Below are 18,168 nucleotides of genomic sequence, written 5' to 3'. Positions count from 1 at the left end.
ACGTTCCTTTTCCGGTGGGAGCCGGCGGAGTCTCTCCGCCGGCTCCCGTCGCGTTTCGGAGTTTTCCGCGGGTGAGCGGGGGCTTGCCGCGCAGTTCCCCGCGCCCCTTCAGGAATTGTCCAGCTGCTGGTTCTTCAGCATCAGCCACGCCGCTGCCGAGGCCGACAGGAGGATCGCCGCTCCTGCTCCCGCCGCCAGGGTGAGACCGTTCACGAAGGCCTCGCGGGCCGCGTCGAGCATGGGCTCCGCGGTGGCAGCGGGCATGTGGGTCGCCGCTTCCACCGCGCTGCCCAGGGACTCGTGGGCGGCTGCCGGGGTGTCCGGTGGGGCGGGGAAGTCGCGGTAGACGCCGGTGACGATGGAGCCGAGTACGGCGATGCCCAGGGCCGCGCCCAGCTCGTACGCCGTCTCGGAGACGGCGGAGGCCGCGCCGGCCTGTTCCTTCGGGACGCTGGAGAGGATCACGTCCGCGGTCACCGTGAACGAGAAGCCCGCGCCCGCGCCGACCACCAGCAGGGCCGCCCCGAGCAGGGGGTAGCCGGTGGACTGGCCGATGACGGTGAGGGCGGCCAGGGACAGGCCGATGGCCGCCAGTCCCCCGGCGACGACCGAGCGCACCGAGAAGCGGCGGGCGGTCCGGCCTGCGATCAGGCCGGCCGCCACCGCGCCGATCGCGGCGGGGAGTTCCGCGAGTCCGGCCTCGAACGGGCGCCGTCCCTGGACCAGTTGGAAGTACTGGGAGAGGAAGAAGACGAGTCCGGACAGGCCGAGGACGGTCAGCAGGTCGGCCAGCACCGCGCCGCTGAACCCTCGGCTGCGGAACAGCCGCATGTCCAGGAGGGGCTTCGGAAGGACGAACTGGCGGCGGACGAACAGGTACAGGGCCGCCGCGCCCAGCAGACCCGCGGCCGGGGCGGACGCGCCGAACCCGTGGCTCGCGGTCTCCTTCACCGCGTAGACCACGCCGATCATGCCGGCCAGCGACAGGGCCACGCTCGTCAGGTCCCACGGGCCGGGCTCCGGCGTGCGGGACTCCGGCAGCAGCTTGATGCCGACGACCACGAGGACCGCCATGACCGGCAGGTTGATCAGGAAGACCGAGCCCCACCAGAAGTGTTCGAGCAGCAGGCCGCCGAGGATCGGGCCGACCGCCGTGCCCGCGGAGGCGGTCGCGCCCCAGACGCCGATGGCGAGGCTGCGCTCGCGCGGGTCGTGGAAGAGGTTGCGGATCAGGGCGAGGGTGGCCGGCATCAGCGTGGCCCCGGCGACGCCGAGCAGGGCACGCGCCGCGATCATCACCTCGGGCGTGTGCGCGTAGGCGTTGAGCACGGAGACCACGCCGAACGCGGCGGCGCCGTACAGCAGGATCCGCTTGCGGCCGATGCGGTCGCCCAGGCTGCCCATCGACACGAGGAGTCCGGCGAGCACGAACGAGTAGACGTCGCCGATCCACAGCAGCTGGGAGCCGGTGGGCGCGAGGTCCTCGCTGATGTAGGGGGTGGCGAGGCCGAGGACGGTCGCGTCGACGGCCACCAGCAGGACGGCGAGCACGAGGACCGACAGGGCGAGCCAGCGGCCGGGGCGGCGCCCCTCCCCGGCCGGGGTCTGCGGCCGTATGGCGCTGGTCATGATTCCTTCCTGGCCGCCGGTGCTTCCGGCGTCGCCGGTTCCTGCGGGCGTCGTACGCCGCCGAGCAGCAGCTCGACGATCATGTGGGTGAAGTCCTTGGGGGCGACCCTGCCCTCGGCGACCGCCCAGGCGGCGGAGGCGAGCAGGCCGTAGAGGGCCTCGGTGAGCCAGACCGGGGTGAGGTCGATGCGGAACTCGCCGCTCGACTGACCGCGCCGGAACAGGTCCGCGATGCTCTCGTCGATCCTGGCCCAGCCCTCGTTCTGCTCCTCGCCCTCGAACAGCTCGTTCTCGGAGTAGAGGAAGGAGAGCAGGCCCGCCTGCGGTTCGATCTCGGCGACCAGGCGCCGCACGGCGTCGGTGGCGGGCCCCTCGTCGATGCGGGCGGCGGCGAGGGCGGCCTCGCACTCGGCGATGCCCAGTGCCTCGAGGGCGCGGACCAGCGCGTCCCGGCCGGCGAACTGCCGGTGCAGGGTGGCGCGGCTGATCCCGGCCGCCTTGGCGACCTCGTCCATGGTCGCGGTGGATCTACGGGCCAGCAGTGCGGCGGCGCTGCGCAGCACGTGGTCTCGGTCGACAGCCATGAGACGACGGTACCGCATGTGAGACGTTCATGTCTCATGCGGGGTATGGATGTCTCACGATCGCGATGTCACGCGGGGTGAGGCTCAGTGCCAGGGCAGGCTGCCGCGGTGCTGCCAGTACGCCTCGGGGTTCTCGGCCAGCGGGGCCAGGCGGGCGAGCTGGTCGTCGGTGAGGTCGACGGCCGCGGCGTGCAGGTTGGAGGCGAGCTGGACGACCGTCGCCGCGCCGGACAGGACGACGCCCGCCCACGGCCGGCGCAGGACGGCGGCGAGGGCGACCGCGTCGCAGCCGAGGCCCGTCTCCTCGGCGACGGCGCGCAGCGGCTCGGGGGCGTGCGGTCCGGCCAGGCGGCCGTTGGCCATGCCCTCCTTGACGATCACCGTGAGTCCGGCGTCGTGGGCCTCGGCCAGCGCGGGGCCGGCGGAGGTCTCCAGGACGTTGTAGGTGGACTGCACCGTGCGGAAGAGGGGTTCGCCGTCGACGGTGACGTCGAGGGCCGCGCGGACGGCGTCCGCCTGGCGGGGGCCGCTGGTGGAGAAGCCGACGGTGAGGCCCTGCGCCGCCGCCTCGGCGAGCCGGGCGTGCAGGTCCTTGTCGGTGAGGGCCGGGCTGTCCGGGGTGACCGAGTGGATCTGGTAGAGGTCGAGGCGGTCGCCGAGGACCGCGTCGGACTCGGCGCGCTGGCGCTCGTACGCGGCGAGGGAGTGGTCCTTGACCTCGTGGCGCTCGGCGTCGGTGGTCCAGCCGGCGGTGTAGGTGTAGCCCCACTTGCTGCCGACCACCACGTCGGCGGCGTCGGGGCGGCTCCTCAGCCAGTCCGCGAGGAACTCCTCGCTGCGGCCGTAGGAGCGGGCCGCGTCGATGTAGCGCACGCCTTGGGCGTAGGCGGCGTCGAGGAGTTCGTGGGTGCGGGTGCGGAGGGTCTCGACGCTGCGGTCGTCGCCGAGGTCGGTCTCCCGGCCGAGGGTGATGTAGCCGGGGCGGCCGACCGCGGCGAGGCCGAGGCCGAGGTGGGCGGTGGGGGTGGTGGCGGTGGCCAGGCGGGCGAAGGGCATCTCGGCTCCGTCGGTCGGCTGCGGTGTGGCTGTGCCAACGTAACCCGGGATGCGGCTTCGCCACGCCTTGCGGCGGGAGCGGCTGTGCGGGGGCGGGTGCGGGTGTGTCGGGGGTGTTCGCGCAGTTCCCGCGCCCCTGGAGGGGGCCCTCCGTGGCTCGGCGGGTGCGGCGGCACGGCGACCGGGCGCGCCGTTCCCGCGCCCTGAGGGCGTCGGCACGTGCGGCGCCGTCTCGTGGCCGGGCGCGCCGTTCCCCGCGCCCCTGAGGAAGCTGCTCTACCGCTTCTTCGCCGTGGCCCACTCGTGCTGGAGGGCCACGTTCTCCTTCACCTCCGCCAGCTGGACCGCCACCGCGCTGGGGGCCGTGCCGCCTCGGCCGTTGCGGGAGGCCAGGGCGCCGGGGACGTCGAGGACCGTGCGGACCTCCGGGGTGAGGTGGGCGGAGATCTTCGCGAACTGCTCGTCGGTCAGCTCGTCCAGCTCCTTGCCCTCCGCCTCGGCGACCTTGACGCACTCGCCGGCGACCTCGTGCGCGACCCGGAAGGGCACACCCTGCCGGACCAGCCACTCGGCGATGTCGGTGGCGAGGGAGAAGCCGGCCGGGGCCAGTTCCTCCATGCGCTCGCGGTGCACGGTGAGGGTGGCCATCATCCCGGTGAAGGCGGGCAGCAGGATTTCGAGCTGGTCGATGGAGTCGAAGACCGGCTCCTTGTCCTCCTGGAGGTCGCGGTTGTACGCGAGCGGGAGGGCCTTGAGGGTGGCCATCAGGCCGGTGAGGTTGCCGATCAGGCGGCCGGACTTGCCGCGCGCCAGCTCGGCGATGTCCGGGTTCTTCTTCTGCGGCATGATCGACGAGCCCGTGGAGAAGGCGTCGTGCAGGGTCACGAAGGAGAACTCCTTCGTGTTCCAGATGATGACCTCCTCGGCGATCCGGGAGACGTTCACACCGATCATCGCGGTGATGAAGGCGAACTCGGCGACGAAGTCCCGGGAGGCCGTGCCGTCGATGGAGTTGGCGGCGCTGCCGTGCTCGAAGCCGAGGTCCTTGGCGACCGCCTCGGGGTCCAGGCCGAGGGAGGAGCCCGCGAGGGCGCCCGAGCCGTAGGGGGAGACGGCGGTGCGCTCGTCCCACTGGCGCAGCCGCTCGGCGTCCCGGGAGAGGGACTGGACGTGGGCGAGGACGTGGTGGGCGAAGAGCACCGGCTGGGCGTGCTGGAGGTGGGTGCGGCCGGGCATCGCCACGTCCGGGTGGGCCTCGGCGAGCCCGATCAGCGCGTCCTGGAGGTCGGCGACGAGGCCGCCGATGGTCCGGGCGTGGTCGCGCAGGTACATCCGGAAGAGGGTGGCGACCTGGTCGTTGCGGGACCGTCCGGCGCGCAGCTTGCCGCCGAGGTCGGGGCCGAGCCGCTCCAGCAGGCCGCGCTCGAGGGCGGTGTGGACGTCCTCGTCGGCGATGGTGCCGGTGAAGGCGCCGGAGGCGACGTCGGCCTCGAGCCGGTCGAGGCCCTCGAGCATGCGGGTCAGCTCGTCCTCGGTGAGCAGGCCCGCCGTGTGCAGCACGCGCGCGTGGGCGCGGGAGCCGGCGATGTCGTAGGGGGCGAGCCGCCAGTCGAAGTGGACGGACGCGGACAGCTTCGCCAGGGCCTCGGCGGGGCCGTCGGCGAAACGGCCGCCCCAGAGCCGGACGTCACCGCTGTTGCTGCTCACTTGCGTGCTCCTCGAGGGTTCCGGATGTGGCGCCGCCTCCCCACGGGCGTGCGGGGAGGCGGCTGTCGGGCCAGTGCGTGTGAGGGGTCGTCAGGCGCCGCGCGCTCAGGCGAGGTCGCGCTTGGCCGCGATCTTCGACGACAGGCTGTAGATGTCGATGAAGCCCTTGGCCGCGGCCTGGTCGAAGGTGTCGCCGGTGTCGTAGGTGGCCAGGTTGAAGTCGTACAGCGACGACTCCGAGCGCCGGCCGGTGACGACGGCGCGGCCGCCGTGCAGGGTCATCCGGATGTCGCCGTTGACGTGCTGGTTGGCCTCGGCGATGAAGCCGTCGAGGGCGCGCTTCAGCGGGGAGAACCACTGGCCGTCGTAGACCAGCTCGCCCCAGCGCTGCTCGACCTGCCGCTTGTAGCGGGCCAGCTCGCGCTCGACCGTGACGTTCTCCAGCTCCTGGTGGGCGGTGATCAGGGCGATCGCGCCGGGGGCCTCGTAGACCTCGCGGGACTTGATGCCGACGAGGCGGTCCTCGACCATGTCGATCCGGCCCACGCCCTGGGCGCCGGCGCGCTCGTTGAGCTGCTGGATCGCCTGCAGGACGGTGACGGGCCTGCCGTCGACGGCGACCGGGACGCCCTCCTTGAAGGTGATGATCACCTCGTCGGGCTCCCGGGTCACGGCCGGGTTCTGGGTGTACTCGTAGACGTCCTCGATGGGCGCGTTCCAGATGTCCTCGAGGAAGCCGGTCTCGACGGCGCGCCCGAAGACGTTCTGGTCGATGGAGTACGGGGACTTCTTGGTGGTGGCGATCGGCAGGTCCTTGGCCTCGCAGAAGGCGATGGCCTTGTCGCGGGTCATCGCGTAGTCGCGGACCGGGGCGATGCACTTCAGGTCGGGGGCGAGGGCGACGATGCCGGCCTCGAAGCGGACCTGGTCGTTGCCCTTGCCGGTGCAGCCGTGGGCGACGGTGGTGGCGCCGTGCTTCTGGGCGGCGGCGACGAGGTGCTTGACGATCGTCGGCCGGGACAGCGCGGAGACCAGCGGGTAGCGGTCCATGTAGAGGGCGTTGGCCTTGATCGCCGGGAGGCAGTACTCCTCGGCGAACTCGTCCTTCGCGTCCGCGACCTCGGCCTCGACGGCACCGCAGGCGAGCGCGCGCTTGCGGATGACGTCCAGGTCCTCGCCACCCTGGCCGACGTCGACCGCAACGGCGATGACCTCGGCGCCCGTCTCCTCGGCGATCCAGCCGATGGCGACGGAGGTGTCCAGACCGCCTGAGTAGGCGAGTACGACGCGCTCGGTCACGGGTTTCTCCTCACAGTGCATTCGCTGACATGCATGAGTATGCAGTAGTCCGCATGATTCGTCAATCCGCCTGTTCGCGGGGGCCGCCTGGACTCCGCGACGGCCCTTCCGCGCGGAAGGTGAACGCGGGAGACCGCCGGCGCGTATGACTCACCGAACACAGACGCTGTGGCCGCCCCGCGTACGCGCCGGCCGGGGCGGCCACAGCCCTTTCCGCCCTCCGCCCCCCGCCCCTCCGCTCCTCCGCTCCTCCACTCCTCCGCTCCTCGGGCCGAGGGTCGTCAAATGCTTAGACAGGCGAAAGATCTGCCCGGATAATCGGTGGACATGGGAAAAACGTATGAGCGCATCGACGGGCGGCTCCGCACCTTCATCGAGGAGCAGCCCGTCTTCTTCACCGCCACGGCCCCCCTGTCCGCCGACGGCACGGTCAACCTCTCCCCCAAGGGGCTCAAGGGATCCTTCGCGGTCCTCGACGACCTCACCGTCGCCTACCTCGACTTCGCGGGATCCAACGCCGAGACCATCGCCCACCTCCGCGAGAACGGCCGGATCACCCTGATGTGGTGCGCCTTCCAGGGGCCGCCGGCCATCGTGCGCGTGCACGGCCGCGGGGAGCCCGTGTTCCGTGACGACCCGCGGTTCACGGAACTGCTCGCCCGCTTCCCCACCATCGACCCGTGGGCCCACGGCCTGCGCGCGATCGTCGTCGTGCGGGCCGAGCTGATCCGCGACACCTGCGGGTACGCCGTGCCCTTCCTGGCGTACGAGGGCGAACGGGACCTGCACGAGAAGCGGTTCGCCAGGGAGGACGACGCCTCCCTCGACGCGTACTTCACCAGGAAGGAGCACGTCGCGACCAGCCTGGACGGGCTTCCCGGGCTGCCGCTGCCGCTGCCCCCGTCCGGCATGTGAGCCGGCCGGGCCGCGCGCCTGATCACCCACCGCGCGGTACGCCCATGCCCTGGTGGCGGACTTCACCCACCACCGCCCGGTGCGTGTCCGTGCCGAAGAGCGCGACGCGGAAGATCCCGCGCCGGGCCGGCCCCGCACCTCGCGATCGGCGCGACCGGCGGGCGTGCCGCGACCACCCGCCGCCGAAACGGGCGGCGAATCCACGGTTCCCGCTGAACACCTCGGCGTGGCGGCACGTATGTGAGGGCCAAGGGCCGAGTCCCACGGAGGAACCGTGACCACCACGCTCGCCGGCGGCCGTGCCGCCCGCCGCCAGACGATGCGCCGCATCCGTCCGCGCCGCTCCCCCGCCGTGCCGCTGCTGCTCGCCGTGGCCGCGGGCGCGGTGGCCGTGCTGTGGCTGTGGTGGACCAGCACACCGTCCATCGCGGACACCACCGGGAGGATCATCGCCGCCGGCCGGATCACCGGCCTGCTCGCCGGGTACCTGATGGCCCTGGTCGTGCTGCAGATGGCACGGGTGCCCGCACTGGAACGGCGGGTGGGCTCGGACCGGGTCGCCCGCTGGCACGCGATGAGCGGCCGCTACACCGTCAGCCTGGTGATCGCCCACGTCTTCCTGATCATGTGGGGCTACGCCCGGCAGGCCGGCCGGACCCTCACCGGCATCGTGACGCAGACGATCACCTCCGTCGACACGCTGCCGGACATGGGCAAGGCCGCCCTCGGCACCGGTCTGCTGTTCGTGATCGCCCTGCTGTCGGCCGGCCCGGTCCGGCGCCGGCTGCCGTACGACGGCTGGTACCACGTGCACCTGCTGACGTACGCGGCGGTGTTCCTGACGTTCTGGCACCAGATCACCACCGGCAACGAGTTCGCCGTCACCCCGTCCGCGAAGACCTTCTGGTACGGGCTCTACGGCGCCGTGACCGTGCTGGTCCTGTGGTATCGGATCATCACCCCGATCCGGCTGAACCTGCGGCACCGGATGCGGGTCCAGGCGGTCGTCGAGGAGACGCCGGGCGTCGTGTCGGTGCTGATCGGCGGGCGCAGGCTGCACCGGATGGGCGCGGAGGCCGGGCAGTTCTTCCGCTGGCGGTTCCTGGCGCCCGGGATGCGGTTCAGCTCCCACCCGTACTCGCTGTCCGCGGCGCCCCGTCCGGACATGCTGCGGATCACCGTCAAGGCGATCGGCGACCACAGCTCCCGGCTGCGCGAGCTGGAGCCCGGCACCCGGGTGTGGGCGGAGGGCCCGTACGGGGCGCTGACCGCGCAGCGCCGCAGCCGCGGCAAGGTGCTGCTGGTCGCGGGCGGGGTGGGCATCACCCCGATGCGCGCCCTGTTCGAGACGCTGCCCGGCGCCTCCGGGGACATCACCCTGCTGTACCGGGCCAACAGCACGCAGGACCTGGCGCTGTGGGGCGAGCTGGCGAAGATCGCCGACGAGCGGGGCGCCCGGCTGATGTACGCGGTGAACAGCCCCGGCGGGGAGCGTCCGGACATCTCGGCGGAGAGCCTGCGGCGCAAGATCCCGGACATCGACCGTCACGACGTCTTCATGTGCGGGCCGCCCGGATTCGCCCAGCAGGTGTACGCGGCCCTGCGCGACGCGGGGGTCCCCGCGCGCCGTATCCACCACGAGTCGTTCGAGATGTGAGCGGCGGGCCATCGGCCCCGGTCGCCCGTTACCCGTCAGGAGCCTGAGAAGCGATGAGGAAGAGTCACCCCGTCCGGCGTGCCGTTCTGGCGACCGCCGCCACCGTCTCCGGGATCGTGCTGCTGCTGTCGCTGAAACCCGCGTCCGACCCGGGGTCGGCCGCGGCGGCGGGCGGCGCCCCGCCCACGGCGGAGTCCGTGCAGGGCGGCGCCCGGCCCATCGGGGACGGCACGGTCACCGGCGACGCGGTGCGGACCCAGTACGGTCCGGTGCAGGTGCGGATCACCGTCAGCGGCGGCAGGATCACCCGGGCCGAAGCCGTCCAGACCCCCCAGGGCGGCCGGAGCGACCAGATCACCTCCACCGCCGTGCCCGAGCTCAACCAGGCGGCGGTGGCGGCCGGCAGCGCGGACATCGACGCCGTGTCGGGCGCCACGTACACCAGCGCCGGTTACCAGGAGTCCCTCCAGTCGGCCCTGGACAAGGCCGGTGGCTGACGCGGTGACGGAACCCGTGGAGGCGCCCGCCGCGGTGCGTCAGGTGGTGGAGACGATGGGGACCGTCTTCTCCCTCGACGTCCGCGGCGGGGAACCCGGCGCGGTACGCGCGGCGCTGGAGGCGGCCGCGGCCGGACTGCGCCGGGTCGACGAGGTCTTCAGCACCTACCGCGAGGACAGCCGGATCTCCCGGCTGGCGCGCGGTGAGCTGGACGCCGGCGCCTGCGGTCCCGAGGTCGCCGAGGTGCTGGAGCTGGCCGCGGAGGCGGAACGGACCAGCGAGGGCTGGTTCAGCACGCGGTACCGGGGGCGGCTCGACCCGACCGGGATCGTCAAGGGCTGGGCCACCGAGCGCGCGGCGCGGCAGCTCCTGGCGGCGGGGGCCTCGGGGGTGAGCGTCAACGGCGGCGGCGACGTCCAGCTGCTCGGCTCGCCCGGTGCGGGCCGGCCCTGGCGGGTCGGGGTGGCGGATCCGCTGCGTCCGGGCGGCCTCGCCGCGGTGGTCTCCGCGGCCGGGGCGCGGGAGCTGGCGGTGGCGACGTCCGGGACCGCGGAGCGCGGCGCCCACATCGTGGACCCGCGCACGGGCCGCTCCGCGGTGACCGACCTGGTCGCGGTGACGGTGGTCGCCCCCCGTCTGACCTGGGCGGACTGCTGGGCCACGGCGGCCTTCGCGATGGGTTCCAAGGAGGGCCTGCGCTGGCTGGACTCCCTGCCCGACACGGAGGGCCTCCTGATCACCGCGGGCGACGAGGTCCGCTGCACCGGCAACCTCGCCGACTGGCTGGGCTGACCAGCGCCCCGCGAGGGGCGCGGGAACCGCGCGACCGGTCCCCGCGGACCCGCGCCCGGCAGCGGACCGAAGCGTCCCCTCACTGCCCGTTCTGAGCCAGCCGCAGCATGTGGTCGGCGAGCGCCTGCCCACCCGTGGGTTCCCTGCTGATCAGCAACAACGTGTCGTCCCCGGCGATGGTGCCGAGGATGTCGTGCAGCTCGGCCTGGTCGATCGCGGACGCGAGGAACTGCGCGGCCCCCGGAGGCGTCCGCAGCACGACCAGGTTCGCGGAAGCCTCCGCGGAGATCAGCAGCTCCTGCGAGAGCCGCCGCATCCGCTCCTCCTTGGCGGACTCCCCCAAGGGCGCGCGCGGCGTGCGAAAACCCCCCTCGCTCGGCACCGCGTAGATCAGGTCCCCGTCGTTGTTGCGGATCTTCACCGCGTTCAGCTCGTCGAGGTCGCGGGAGAGCGTCGCCTGGGTGACGCTCAGCCCGTCGTCGGCGAGCAGCTTCGCGAGCTGGCTCTGGGACCGCACCGGCTGCCGGTTGAGGATGTCCACGATCCGGCGGTGGCGCGCGGTACGGGTCTGCGGCACGGCGGGCCCGGCCTGACCGCCCTGCTCCGCCTGTCCGGCCGTACGCCCCTGGTCCTGCTGGCTCATCGTCGTCTCATTCCCCGGCTCGTCCTTCCCCGTCCGCGCGTCCGGCGGCGTCCAGGATGCCGGGCAGCGCCCCGAGGAACGCGGCCACCGCGTCGTCCCCGAGGTTCAGCGGCGGCATCAGCCGTACGACGTCGGGGGCGGCGGCGTTCACGAGGAACCCGGCGTCCTGAGCCGCCTGTTGCGCCTGGGGCGCGAGCGGCTCGGTGAGCACGATACCCAGGAGCAGGCCCGCTCCCCGGACGTGGTCGATCAAGGCGTGCCCGAGGCCCTCGATCCCCTGGCGGAGCTTCTCGCCCTGGCGCTTGGCGTTCTCCAGCAGTCCCTCGCCGGCGATGGTGTCGAGCACCGCGAGTCCGGCGGCGCAGGCGACCGGGTTGCCGCCGAACGTCGTGCCGTGGTGGCCGGGCTGGAGCAGCTGGGCCGCGCGGCCGAAGGCGACGGTGGCGCCGAGCGGCAGTCCGCCGCCGAGCTGCTTGGCGAGGGTGACGACGTCCGGCAGCACGCCCTCGTGGGCCTGGTACGCGAACCAGTCGCCGGTCCGGCCCACGCCGGTCTGCACCTCGTCGAGCACGAGCAGCGCGCCCTTGGCGGCCGTGATGGCGCGGGCCGCCTTGAGGTAGCCGGTGGGCGGGACCACGACGCCCAGTTCGCCCTGGACGGGTTCGAGGATGACCAGGGCCGTGTCCTCGGTGACGGCCGCGTCCAGCGCCTGGGCGTCCCCGAACGGCACGTGGGTGACGTCGCCGGGCAGCGGCAGGAACGGCTCCCGCTTGCCGGCCTGCCCGGTGAGCGCGAGGGCGCCCATGGTGCGGCCGTGGAAGGCGCCCTCCGTCGCGACGACGCGGGTGCGGCCGGTGAGCCGGCCGATCTTGAAGGCGGCCTCGTTGGCCTCGGCCCCGGAGTTGCAGAAGAAGACCCTGCCGTCCCGGCCGAAGAGCTGCAGCAGCCGCTCGGCCAGGGCCACGGTGGGCTCGGCGAGGAAGAGGTTGGAGATGTGGCCGAGGGAGGAGATCTGCCGGGTGACGGCCTCGACGACCGCCGGGTGGGCGTGGCCGAGGGCGTTGGTCGCGATGCCCCCGACGAAGTCGAGGTACTCCGTGCCGTCGGCGTCCCAGAGCCGCTGGCCCTCGCCGCGCACGAGGGGGAGGCGGGGCGTGCCGTAGTTGTTCATCAGCGCGCCCTGCCAGCGGGCGGTCAGTTCCGCGTTGCTCACGACTCCCCCTGTTCGTCGGGCACGACCATGGTGCCGATGCCCTCGTCCGTGAAGATCTCCAGCAGGATCGAGTGCTGGACCCGGCCGTCGATGACGCGGGCGGTGGTCACGCCGTTGCGCACGGCGTGCAGGCAGCCCTCCATCTTGGGCACCATGCCCGAGGACAGCTCCGGCAGGAGCTTCTCGAGCTGGGACGCGGTGAGACGGCTGATCACCTCGTCGCTGTGGGGCCAGTCCTCGTAGAGGCCTTCGACGTCCGTGAGGACCATGAGGGTTTCGGCGCCCAGAGCAGCAGCGAGTGCCGCAGCCGCCGTATCAGCATTGACGTTGTAGACATGGTGGTCGTCCTGGCTGCGGGCGATCGACGAGACGACCGGTATGCGGCCGTCGGCGAGCAGGGCCTCGATCGCGCCCGTGTCGATCTCGGTGATCTCGCCCACCCGCCCGATGTCGACCGCTTCTCCGTCGATCCGGGGCCGGTGCTTGGTGGCGGTGAGGGTGTGCGCGTCCTCGCCGGTGAGGCCGACGGCGAGCGGGCCGTGCCGGTTGAGCAGTCCGACCAGCTCCCGCTGGACCTGTCCGGCGAGCACCATCCGCACGACGTCCATGGCGTCCTCGGTGGTGACGCGCAGGCCGGCCTTGAACTCGCTGACGATGCCGTGGGTCTCGAGCGCGCGGCTGATCTGCGGGCCGCCGCCGTGCACGACGACGGGTTTCAGCCCGGCGTGCCGCAGGAAGACGACGTCCTGGGCGAACGCGGCCTTCAGGTCCTCGTCGACCATGGCGTTGCCGCCGAACTTGATGACGACGGTCCTGCCGTGGTGCCGGGTCAGCCAGGGCAGCGCCTCGATGAGGATCTGCGCCTTGGGCAGCGCGGTGTGCTTACGGGTGACGGTCATGAGGAATAGGCGCTGTTCTCGTGGACGTAGTCGGCGGTGAGGTCGTTGGTCCAGATGGTGGCGGTGGCGTCGCCGGCGGCCAGGTCGGCGACGATGTGCACCTCGCGGTAGCGCATGTCGACCTGGTCGCGGTCCTCGCCGACGCCGCCGTTCTTGCACACCCAGACGCCGTTGATGGCGACGTTGAGCCGGTCGGGCTCGAAGGCGGCCTTCGTGGTGCCGATGGCGGAGAGGACGCGGCCCCAGTTGGGGTCCTCGCCGTGGATGGCGCACTTCAGGAGGTTGTTGCGGGCGATGGAACGGCCCACCTCGACGGCGTCGTCCTCGGTCGCGGCGCCCACCACCTCGACCTTGATGTCCTTGCTGGCGCCCTCGGCGTCGCGGATGAGCTGCTGGCCGAGGTCGTCGCAGACGGCCCGTACGGCCTCGGCGAAGTCGTCGTGCTCCGGGGTGACGCCGGAGGCGCCGGAGGCGAGCAGCAGCACGGTGTCGTTGGTGGACATGCAGCCGTCGGAGTCGACGCGGTCGAAGGTGACCCGGGTGGCGGCGCGGAGCGCCCGGTCCAGGGTCTCGCTGTCGACGTCGGCGTCGGTGGTGAGGACGACGAGCATGGTGGCGAGGCCGGGGGCGAGCATGCCCGCGCCCTTGGCCATGCCGCCGACGGTCCAGCCTCCCCCGGACACGACGGACGTCTTGTGGACGGTGTCCGTGGTCTTGATGGCGATGGCGGCCTTCTCGCCGCCGTGCTCCGAGAGCTGGGCGACGGCGGCCCCGACGCCCGGGAGCAGCTTGTCCATGGGCAGCAGGACGCCGATGAGGCCGGTGGAGCAGACGGCCACCTCGCCCGCGCCGACGCCCAGCAGCTCGGCGGCCTTCTCGGCGGTGGCGTGGGTGTCCTGGAAACCCTTGGGTCCGGTGCAGGCGTTGGCGCCGCCGGAGTTGAGGACGACCGCGGACAGCTGCCCGCTCTTGAGGACCTGTTCGGACCAGAGCACGGGCGCGGCCTTGACGCGGTTGGAGGTGAAGACGCCGGCGGCGGCGCGCCGGGGGCCGTTGTTGACCACGAGGGCCAGGTCGGGGTTGCCGTTCTCCTTGATCCCGGCGGCGATGCCCGCCGCCGTGAATCCCTTTGCTGCCGTCACACTCACTGTGTCTCCTCGTTCGCTTCTCCGCCCGTGCAGCGCAGAGGTGCGGGCATCGTGATCGTCTGCGGCCCGGCGGCTGCACGTGCGTCGCTCACGGCGCAACTCCGATCGTCGTCAGCCCGGTGGTCTCGTCGAGACCCAGGGCGATGTTCATGCTCTGGACGGCACCGCCCGCGGTGCCCTTGGTGAGGTTGTCGATGGCGCTGATCGCGACGACCCGGCCGGCGGCGGCGTCGTGGGCCACCTGCACCTGCACGGCGTTGGAGCCGTACACGGAGGCGGTGGCGGGCCACTGTCCCTCGGGGAGGAGGCGCACGAACGGTTCGTCGGCGAACGCCTTCTCGTAGGCGGCGCGCACGGACTCGGCGGTGACGCCGGGCCTGGCCTTCGCGGAGCAGGTGGCGAGGATGCCGCGGGGCATCGGCGCCAGGGTGGGCGTGAAGGAGACGGTGACGCGCTCGCCGGCCGCCGCGCTGAGGTTCTGGATCATCTCGGGGGTGTGCCGGTGCCCGCCGCCCACGCCGTACGGCGACATGGAGCCCATGACCTCGCTGCCCAGCAGGTGCGGCTTGGCCGCCTTGCCCGCGCCGGAGGTGCCGGACGCGGCGACGACCACGGCCTCGGCCTCGGCGAGTCCCGCGGCGTAGGCCGGGAACAGGGCGAGGGAGACGGCGGTGGGGTAGCAACCGGGCACCGCGACGCGCTTGGACCCCTCCAGCGCGGCGCGGGCACCCGGCAGTTCGGGCAGGCCGTAGGGCCAGGTGCCGGCGTGCGGGGAACCGTAGAAGGTCTCCCAGTCGGCGGCGTCCTCCAACCGGAAGTCGGCGCCCATGTCGATCACCAGCACCTCGTCGCCGAGCTGCTCGGCGACGGCGGCGGACCGGCCGTGCGGCAGCGCGAGGAAGACGACGTCGTGCCCGGCGAGCGCCTCGGGGGCGGTCGGCTCCAGCACCCGGTCGGCCAGCGGCGCCAGATGCGGCTGGAGCGCACCGAGGCGCTGTCCGGCGTTGGAGTTCCCGGTCAGGGCGCCGATCTCGACCCCGGGGTGGGTCAGGAGCAGACGCAGCAGCTCACCGCCCGCGTACCCGCTCGCTCCGGCCACCGCCGCACGTACCGCCATGGAAAAACCCTCCTCCTGGATGGCATGACTATACGTTTCCCTGCACGTTTATGCAACGGGGTGCCGGGGGCGGGGAGGAGGGGGCCGGGCAGCCGAGCCGGCGGGGGCGGGCGCGGGCGGGGCGGGACGGAGCACCGGGGGACGGCCGCCCCGTCGTCGGCCGGGCGGTCCCCCACGACGTCGTACGGGGAGCCCGCCGCCCGGTGGTCCGGAGACGTGCCGCACTCGGGTGGGCACGTCGGGGAGCGGGCCCCACGCGGTCGCGCGGACGCCGTGCGCATGCGCTCGTCGTGCCGTACGGGAAGCCTGGGCGCCCCCGCCGCGGCCCTGCTCCCGGAGGGCCGGAACGGGACGAGGGGACGCCTCCTCTCCATGAACGGCCGCACCGCAGGGGTCAGCGGGCGCCGCCGGAGTCGCGGGGCGGCGCGGTGCTCGACCGGACGACGAGGCGCGGCTCCACCGACTTCGGTTCCGACAGGGCGCCCGGAGCCGCGATGGCCCGCAGCAGGTGTGTCACCGCCAGCGCCCCCATCTCCGCGAACGGCTGCGCCACGGTGGTGAGCGGCGGCCAGCTGTACTCGGCGAGTTCGATGTTGTCCACGCCCACCACCGAGATGTCCTCGGGGACCCGCCGGCCCGTCTCGTGCAGCGCCTTGATCACTCCGAAGGCCATTTCGTCGCTGGCGACGAAGACGGCGGTCACGTCGGGGATGCGCCCCAGAACGAGACCGTTGCGGTACCCGGACGCGGGAGACCAGTCGCCTTCCAGCGCGGGAGGCACGGGGCGGCCGGCCTCCTCGAGGGTGTCGCGCCAGCCGTCACGCCTGCTGGCGGCCTCCAGCCACTCCTCGGGACCGGTCACGTGCCACACCGAGTCGTGCCCGAGGTCGAGCAGGTGCTGTGTGGCCAGACGCGCGGCGAGCGCCTGGTCGACGGCCACCACCTCGGTCGCGGAGGTGCGGGACCCGTCGATCGTGACGGTGGGGACCGACTCGGTCAGCTGCTCGATCCGGCGGCTGGTGTGGATGAGCGGCACGGCCAGGACGACGCCCTCGACGTCCTGGTCGGCCAGCCGGGACAGCGCGTCCTCGATGGCGGACGTGTCGAGCGAGGAGGTCGTGACGGCGTTGACGGTGTACCCGGCCGCCCTGGCCGCGTTCTCGATGCCCGAGGTGACGAGCCCGCCCGAGTAGTAGTGGGTGCGCAGCGTCACCACGCCGATGGTGCGGCTGCGGCCCGAGGACAGCACCCGGGCGGCGTTGTTGCGCCGGTACCCCAGCTCCTCCACGGCGGCCATGACCTTGGCACGCGTGTGCTCCTGGACGTTCGGATGGCCCGAGAGCACTCGGGACACCGTCTGCGCGGACACTCCGGCGGCTCGCGCCACGTCCGCCATCCCGGGTGGCCGCTTCGCGTCGGCACTCTGCTTCACCATGGGTCCTTCCTCGTGACCGTGGCCCTCGATGATATCGCTCACAGAATCGGTCGGCGTTGTGCGTGCAGCCTTCGCCGGTTTCTTGCCTGTGAACCGTTGGCATCGATAACAACTTCTGCCATAGTTCGAGCCGTCGACGGTCACTTCGCATAGCACCGCGCGCCGCCTGCGCCACGGACGCGTGACGACCTTCCCTTGCCTCACCTCCCTGGAAGAGGAGTCATGAAGAGATCAATCACCCGGTCCGCCGGAATCATCGGCACCCTGACCCTGGCCCTGACGGCCACCGCATGCGGCGGATCGGACTCGGACCCGGCCTCCTCGTCCGGCAAGGCATCGATAACATTCTGGGGCTGGGCCCCGGGTTACGAGGACGCGGTCGAGGCGTTCAACCGGAGTCACCCGGACATCAAGGTCACGTACCAGTCGGTGCAGCCGGGAGCCAAGGGCGGCTACCAGAAGATGCTGAACGCCGTCACGGCGGGCAACGCCCCCTGCCTGGCCCAGGTCGGTTACGAGACGCTTCCCAGTTTCGCCGCCCAGGGGGCCCTGCTGGACGTCGCCGAGCACGCCTCCGGGGCCGAGGGCGACTTCCAGGAAGCGGCCTGGAAGTCGGTGACCCTCGGCGACCAGGTCTACGGAGCGCCCGTGGACACCGGACCGATGGTGATGTTCTACAACAAGGAGGTCTTCGACTCGCTCGACCTCGCGCCGCCGGCCACGTGGGCCGAGTACGAGGAGGCGGCCAGGAAGATCCACGCCTCCGGTCCCGAGCGGTACATCACGTCGCCGTACATGGACTACGACTACGCGGGCCTCGCCTGGCAGGCGGACGCCGGCTGGTTCGGGATCAAGGACGACGCCTGGCAGGTGACCATGGCCTCGAAGGCCAACCGGAAGGTCGCCGACTACTGGCAGGGGCTGGTGGACGAGGGCCTGGTCAGCAACGCCCCGATGTACGACCAGGCCTGGTACACCGGTCTCGGCGACGGTGACATCGCCACCGTCGTGGGCGCGGTGTGGCAGGCCGGCGTCATCAAGGGCGGCGCGGCGAAGGGGGCCGGCAAGTGGGCGGTGGCCCCCATGCCGCAGTGGACCGAGGGGGACGACCAGGTCGGCAACGCCGGGGGTTCCGCCACCGCCGTCCTCGCCGGCTGCGACGCGCCGGAGGCGGCCTGGACGTTCGCGCACTGGCTCAGCACCGACCGGAAGGCGTTCGGTGACCTCGTCGACAAGGCCGCGCTCTACCCGGCGGCCAAGGACCTGCTCGACCTCCCCCAGCTGAGCGGGGCGGACGAGTACTTCGGCGGACAGAAGATCTACGACGTCGTCGCCGAGGCGGCCCCGCGCGTCAACTCCTCCTGGACCTGGGGCCCGATGATGACCAGGACCTCGGCCGACCTCAACGACGGTCTCGGCAAGGCGTGGGCGGGCAAGGGCACGCTCGCCGGAGCCCTGAGGACCGCGCAGCAGGCGACGGTGAGCGAGATGGAGAAGCAGGGCATGGAGGTCGCCGGGTGACCGGCCCGCCGCACCGACGAGCCCGCCCGGTCCACCGCGCACAGTGAGGAACAGC

Annotated in this window: 15 protein-coding genes and 1 pseudogene; 5 read left to right on the top strand and 11 right to left on the bottom strand. The window is 72.5% G+C overall.

Annotated elements, in window-relative coordinates:
* Positions 1 to 108: 108 nt before the first annotated feature.
* The 5 genes from C1708_RS26635 to C1708_RS26615 all read right to left on the bottom strand — a co-directional run bounded on the left by C1708_RS26635 (position 109) and on the right by C1708_RS26615 (position 6,275).
* Positions 109 to 1,629, bottom strand: coding sequence for an MFS transporter (locus C1708_RS26635; protein WP_106415065.1), 1,521 nt, complete (start codon positions 1,627 to 1,629; stop codon positions 109 to 111).
* Positions 1,626 to 2,213: a TetR/AcrR family transcriptional regulator gene (locus tag C1708_RS26630; RefSeq protein WP_198602600.1), complete on the bottom strand. Its 588-nt coding sequence runs from the start codon at positions 2,211 to 2,213 to the stop codon at positions 1,626 to 1,628. The genes C1708_RS26635 and C1708_RS26630 overlap by 4 nt, the downstream gene beginning before the upstream one ends.
* An 84-nt stretch (positions 2,214 to 2,297) precedes the next feature.
* A complete protein-coding gene (locus tag C1708_RS26625) occupies positions 2,298 to 3,269 on the bottom strand; it encodes an aldo/keto reductase (RefSeq protein WP_106415063.1) in 972 nt (323 codons plus the stop codon).
* Between the two features lie 276 nt (positions 3,270 to 3,545).
* Entirely contained in the window at positions 3,546 to 4,976 is a 1,431-nt protein-coding gene (argH, locus tag C1708_RS26620; protein ID WP_106415062.1) for an argininosuccinate lyase, read from the bottom strand.
* Positions 4,977 to 5,081: 105 nt separating this feature from the next.
* Positions 5,082 to 6,275: an argininosuccinate synthase gene (locus C1708_RS26615; RefSeq protein WP_198602599.1), complete on the bottom strand. Its 1,194-nt coding sequence runs from the start codon at positions 6,273 to 6,275 to the stop codon at positions 5,082 to 5,084.
* A gap of 327 nt (positions 6,276 to 6,602) precedes the next feature.
* Here C1708_RS26615 and C1708_RS26610 point away from each other — a divergent pair, with 327 nt between their 5' ends.
* The 4 genes and pseudogenes from C1708_RS26610 (at position 6,603) to C1708_RS26595 (ending at position 10,137) form a co-directional block, all read left to right on the top strand.
* Entirely contained in the window at positions 6,603 to 7,190 is a 588-nt protein-coding gene (locus C1708_RS26610; protein ID WP_106416498.1) for a pyridoxamine 5'-phosphate oxidase family protein, read from the top strand.
* 274 nt (positions 7,191 to 7,464) lie between these two features.
* Positions 7,465 to 8,847 carry a ferredoxin reductase family protein gene (locus tag C1708_RS26605; RefSeq protein WP_198602598.1) on the top strand — a complete coding sequence of 461 codons (1,383 nt, stop codon included), beginning with the start codon at positions 7,465 to 7,467 and terminating at the stop codon, positions 8,845 to 8,847.
* Positions 8,848 to 8,900: 53 nt separating this feature from the next.
* Positions 8,901 to 9,335, top strand: a pseudogene (locus tag C1708_RS26600) (FMN-binding protein); the annotation flags it as partial.
* A 64-nt stretch (positions 9,336 to 9,399) separates the two neighbouring features.
* Positions 9,400 to 10,137 carry an FAD:protein FMN transferase gene (locus C1708_RS26595; protein WP_106416496.1) on the top strand — a complete coding sequence of 246 codons (738 nt, stop codon included), beginning with the start codon at positions 9,400 to 9,402 and terminating at the stop codon, positions 10,135 to 10,137.
* A 79-nt stretch (positions 10,138 to 10,216) separates the two neighbouring features.
* On the opposite strand, the gene C1708_RS26590 is transcribed toward C1708_RS26595, so the two are convergent.
* The 6 genes from C1708_RS26590 to C1708_RS26565 all read right to left on the bottom strand — a co-directional run bounded on the left by C1708_RS26590 (position 10,217) and on the right by C1708_RS26565 (position 16,592).
* Positions 10,217 to 10,780 carry an arginine repressor gene (locus C1708_RS26590; RefSeq protein ID WP_106415060.1) on the bottom strand — a complete coding sequence of 188 codons (564 nt, stop codon included), beginning with the start codon at positions 10,778 to 10,780 and terminating at the stop codon, positions 10,217 to 10,219.
* A 7-nt stretch (positions 10,781 to 10,787) separates the two neighbouring features.
* Complete coding sequence (locus C1708_RS26585) at positions 10,788 to 11,993, bottom strand: acetylornithine transaminase (RefSeq protein WP_106415059.1); 1,206 nt, start codon at positions 11,991 to 11,993, stop codon at positions 10,788 to 10,790.
* Positions 11,990 to 12,892, bottom strand: a complete 903-nt coding sequence (gene argB / locus C1708_RS26580; RefSeq protein ID WP_106415058.1) for an acetylglutamate kinase — start codon at positions 12,890 to 12,892, stop codon at positions 11,990 to 11,992. Before argB ends, C1708_RS26585 begins: the two co-directional genes overlap by 4 nt.
* A complete protein-coding gene (argJ, locus tag C1708_RS26575) occupies positions 12,889 to 14,040 on the bottom strand; it encodes a bifunctional glutamate N-acetyltransferase/amino-acid acetyltransferase ArgJ (RefSeq protein WP_106415057.1) in 1,152 nt (383 codons plus the stop codon). Before argJ ends, argB begins: the two co-directional genes overlap by 4 nt.
* Before the next feature lie 88 nt (positions 14,041 to 14,128).
* Positions 14,129 to 15,157, bottom strand: coding sequence for an N-acetyl-gamma-glutamyl-phosphate reductase (argC, locus tag C1708_RS26570; protein ID WP_106415056.1), 1,029 nt, complete (start codon positions 15,155 to 15,157; stop codon positions 14,129 to 14,131).
* Positions 15,158 to 15,551: 394 nt separating this feature from the next.
* Entirely contained in the window at positions 15,552 to 16,592 is a 1,041-nt protein-coding gene (locus tag C1708_RS26565; RefSeq protein WP_106415055.1) for a LacI family DNA-binding transcriptional regulator, read from the bottom strand.
* Positions 16,593 to 16,814: 222 nt separating this feature from the next.
* Between C1708_RS26565 and C1708_RS26560 the strand changes: the two genes are divergently transcribed.
* Entirely contained in the window at positions 16,815 to 18,113 is a 1,299-nt protein-coding gene (locus tag C1708_RS26560; protein ID WP_106415054.1) for an ABC transporter substrate-binding protein, read from the top strand.
* Positions 18,114 to 18,168: the final 55 nt, after the last annotated feature.

Origin of the sequence: Streptomyces sp. DH-12 (assembly GCF_002899455.1) — a bacterium.
In the GTDB taxonomy this organism is placed as follows: Bacteria; Actinomycetota; Actinomycetes; order Streptomycetales; family Streptomycetaceae; genus Streptomyces.
The sequence above is the reverse complement of the archived record's forward strand: the minus strand, read 5'-3'. Positions and strand labels throughout refer to the sequence as shown.

Coding starts and splice junctions, on each gene's coding strand:
- C1708_RS26635 (WP_106415065.1), bottom strand. CDS start 1,629: ATGACCAGCGCCATACGGCCGCAGACCCCGGCCGGGGAGGGGCGCCGC.
- C1708_RS26590 (WP_106415060.1), bottom strand. CDS start 10,780: ATGAGCCAGCAGGACCAGGGGCGTACGGCCGGACAGGCGGAGCAGGGC.
- C1708_RS26630 (WP_198602600.1), bottom strand. CDS start 2,213: ATGGCTGTCGACCGAGACCACGTGCTGCGCAGCGCCGCCGCACTGCTG.
- C1708_RS26560 (WP_106415054.1), top strand. CDS start 16,815: ATGAAGAGATCAATCACCCGGTCCGCCGGAATCATCGGCACCCTGACC.
- C1708_RS26565 (WP_106415055.1), bottom strand. CDS start 16,592: ATGGTGAAGCAGAGTGCCGACGCGAAGCGGCCACCCGGGATGGCGGAC.
- argC (WP_106415056.1), bottom strand. CDS start 15,157: ATGGCGGTACGTGCGGCGGTGGCCGGAGCGAGCGGGTACGCGGGCGGT.
- argB (WP_106415058.1), bottom strand. CDS start 12,892: ATGACCGTCACCCGTAAGCACACCGCGCTGCCCAAGGCGCAGATCCTC.
- C1708_RS26610 (WP_106416498.1), top strand. CDS start 6,603: ATGGGAAAAACGTATGAGCGCATCGACGGGCGGCTCCGCACCTTCATC.
- C1708_RS26625 (WP_106415063.1), bottom strand. CDS start 3,269: ATGCCCTTCGCCCGCCTGGCCACCGCCACCACCCCCACCGCCCACCTC.
- C1708_RS26595 (WP_106416496.1), top strand. CDS start 9,400: ATGGGGACCGTCTTCTCCCTCGACGTCCGCGGCGGGGAACCCGGCGCG.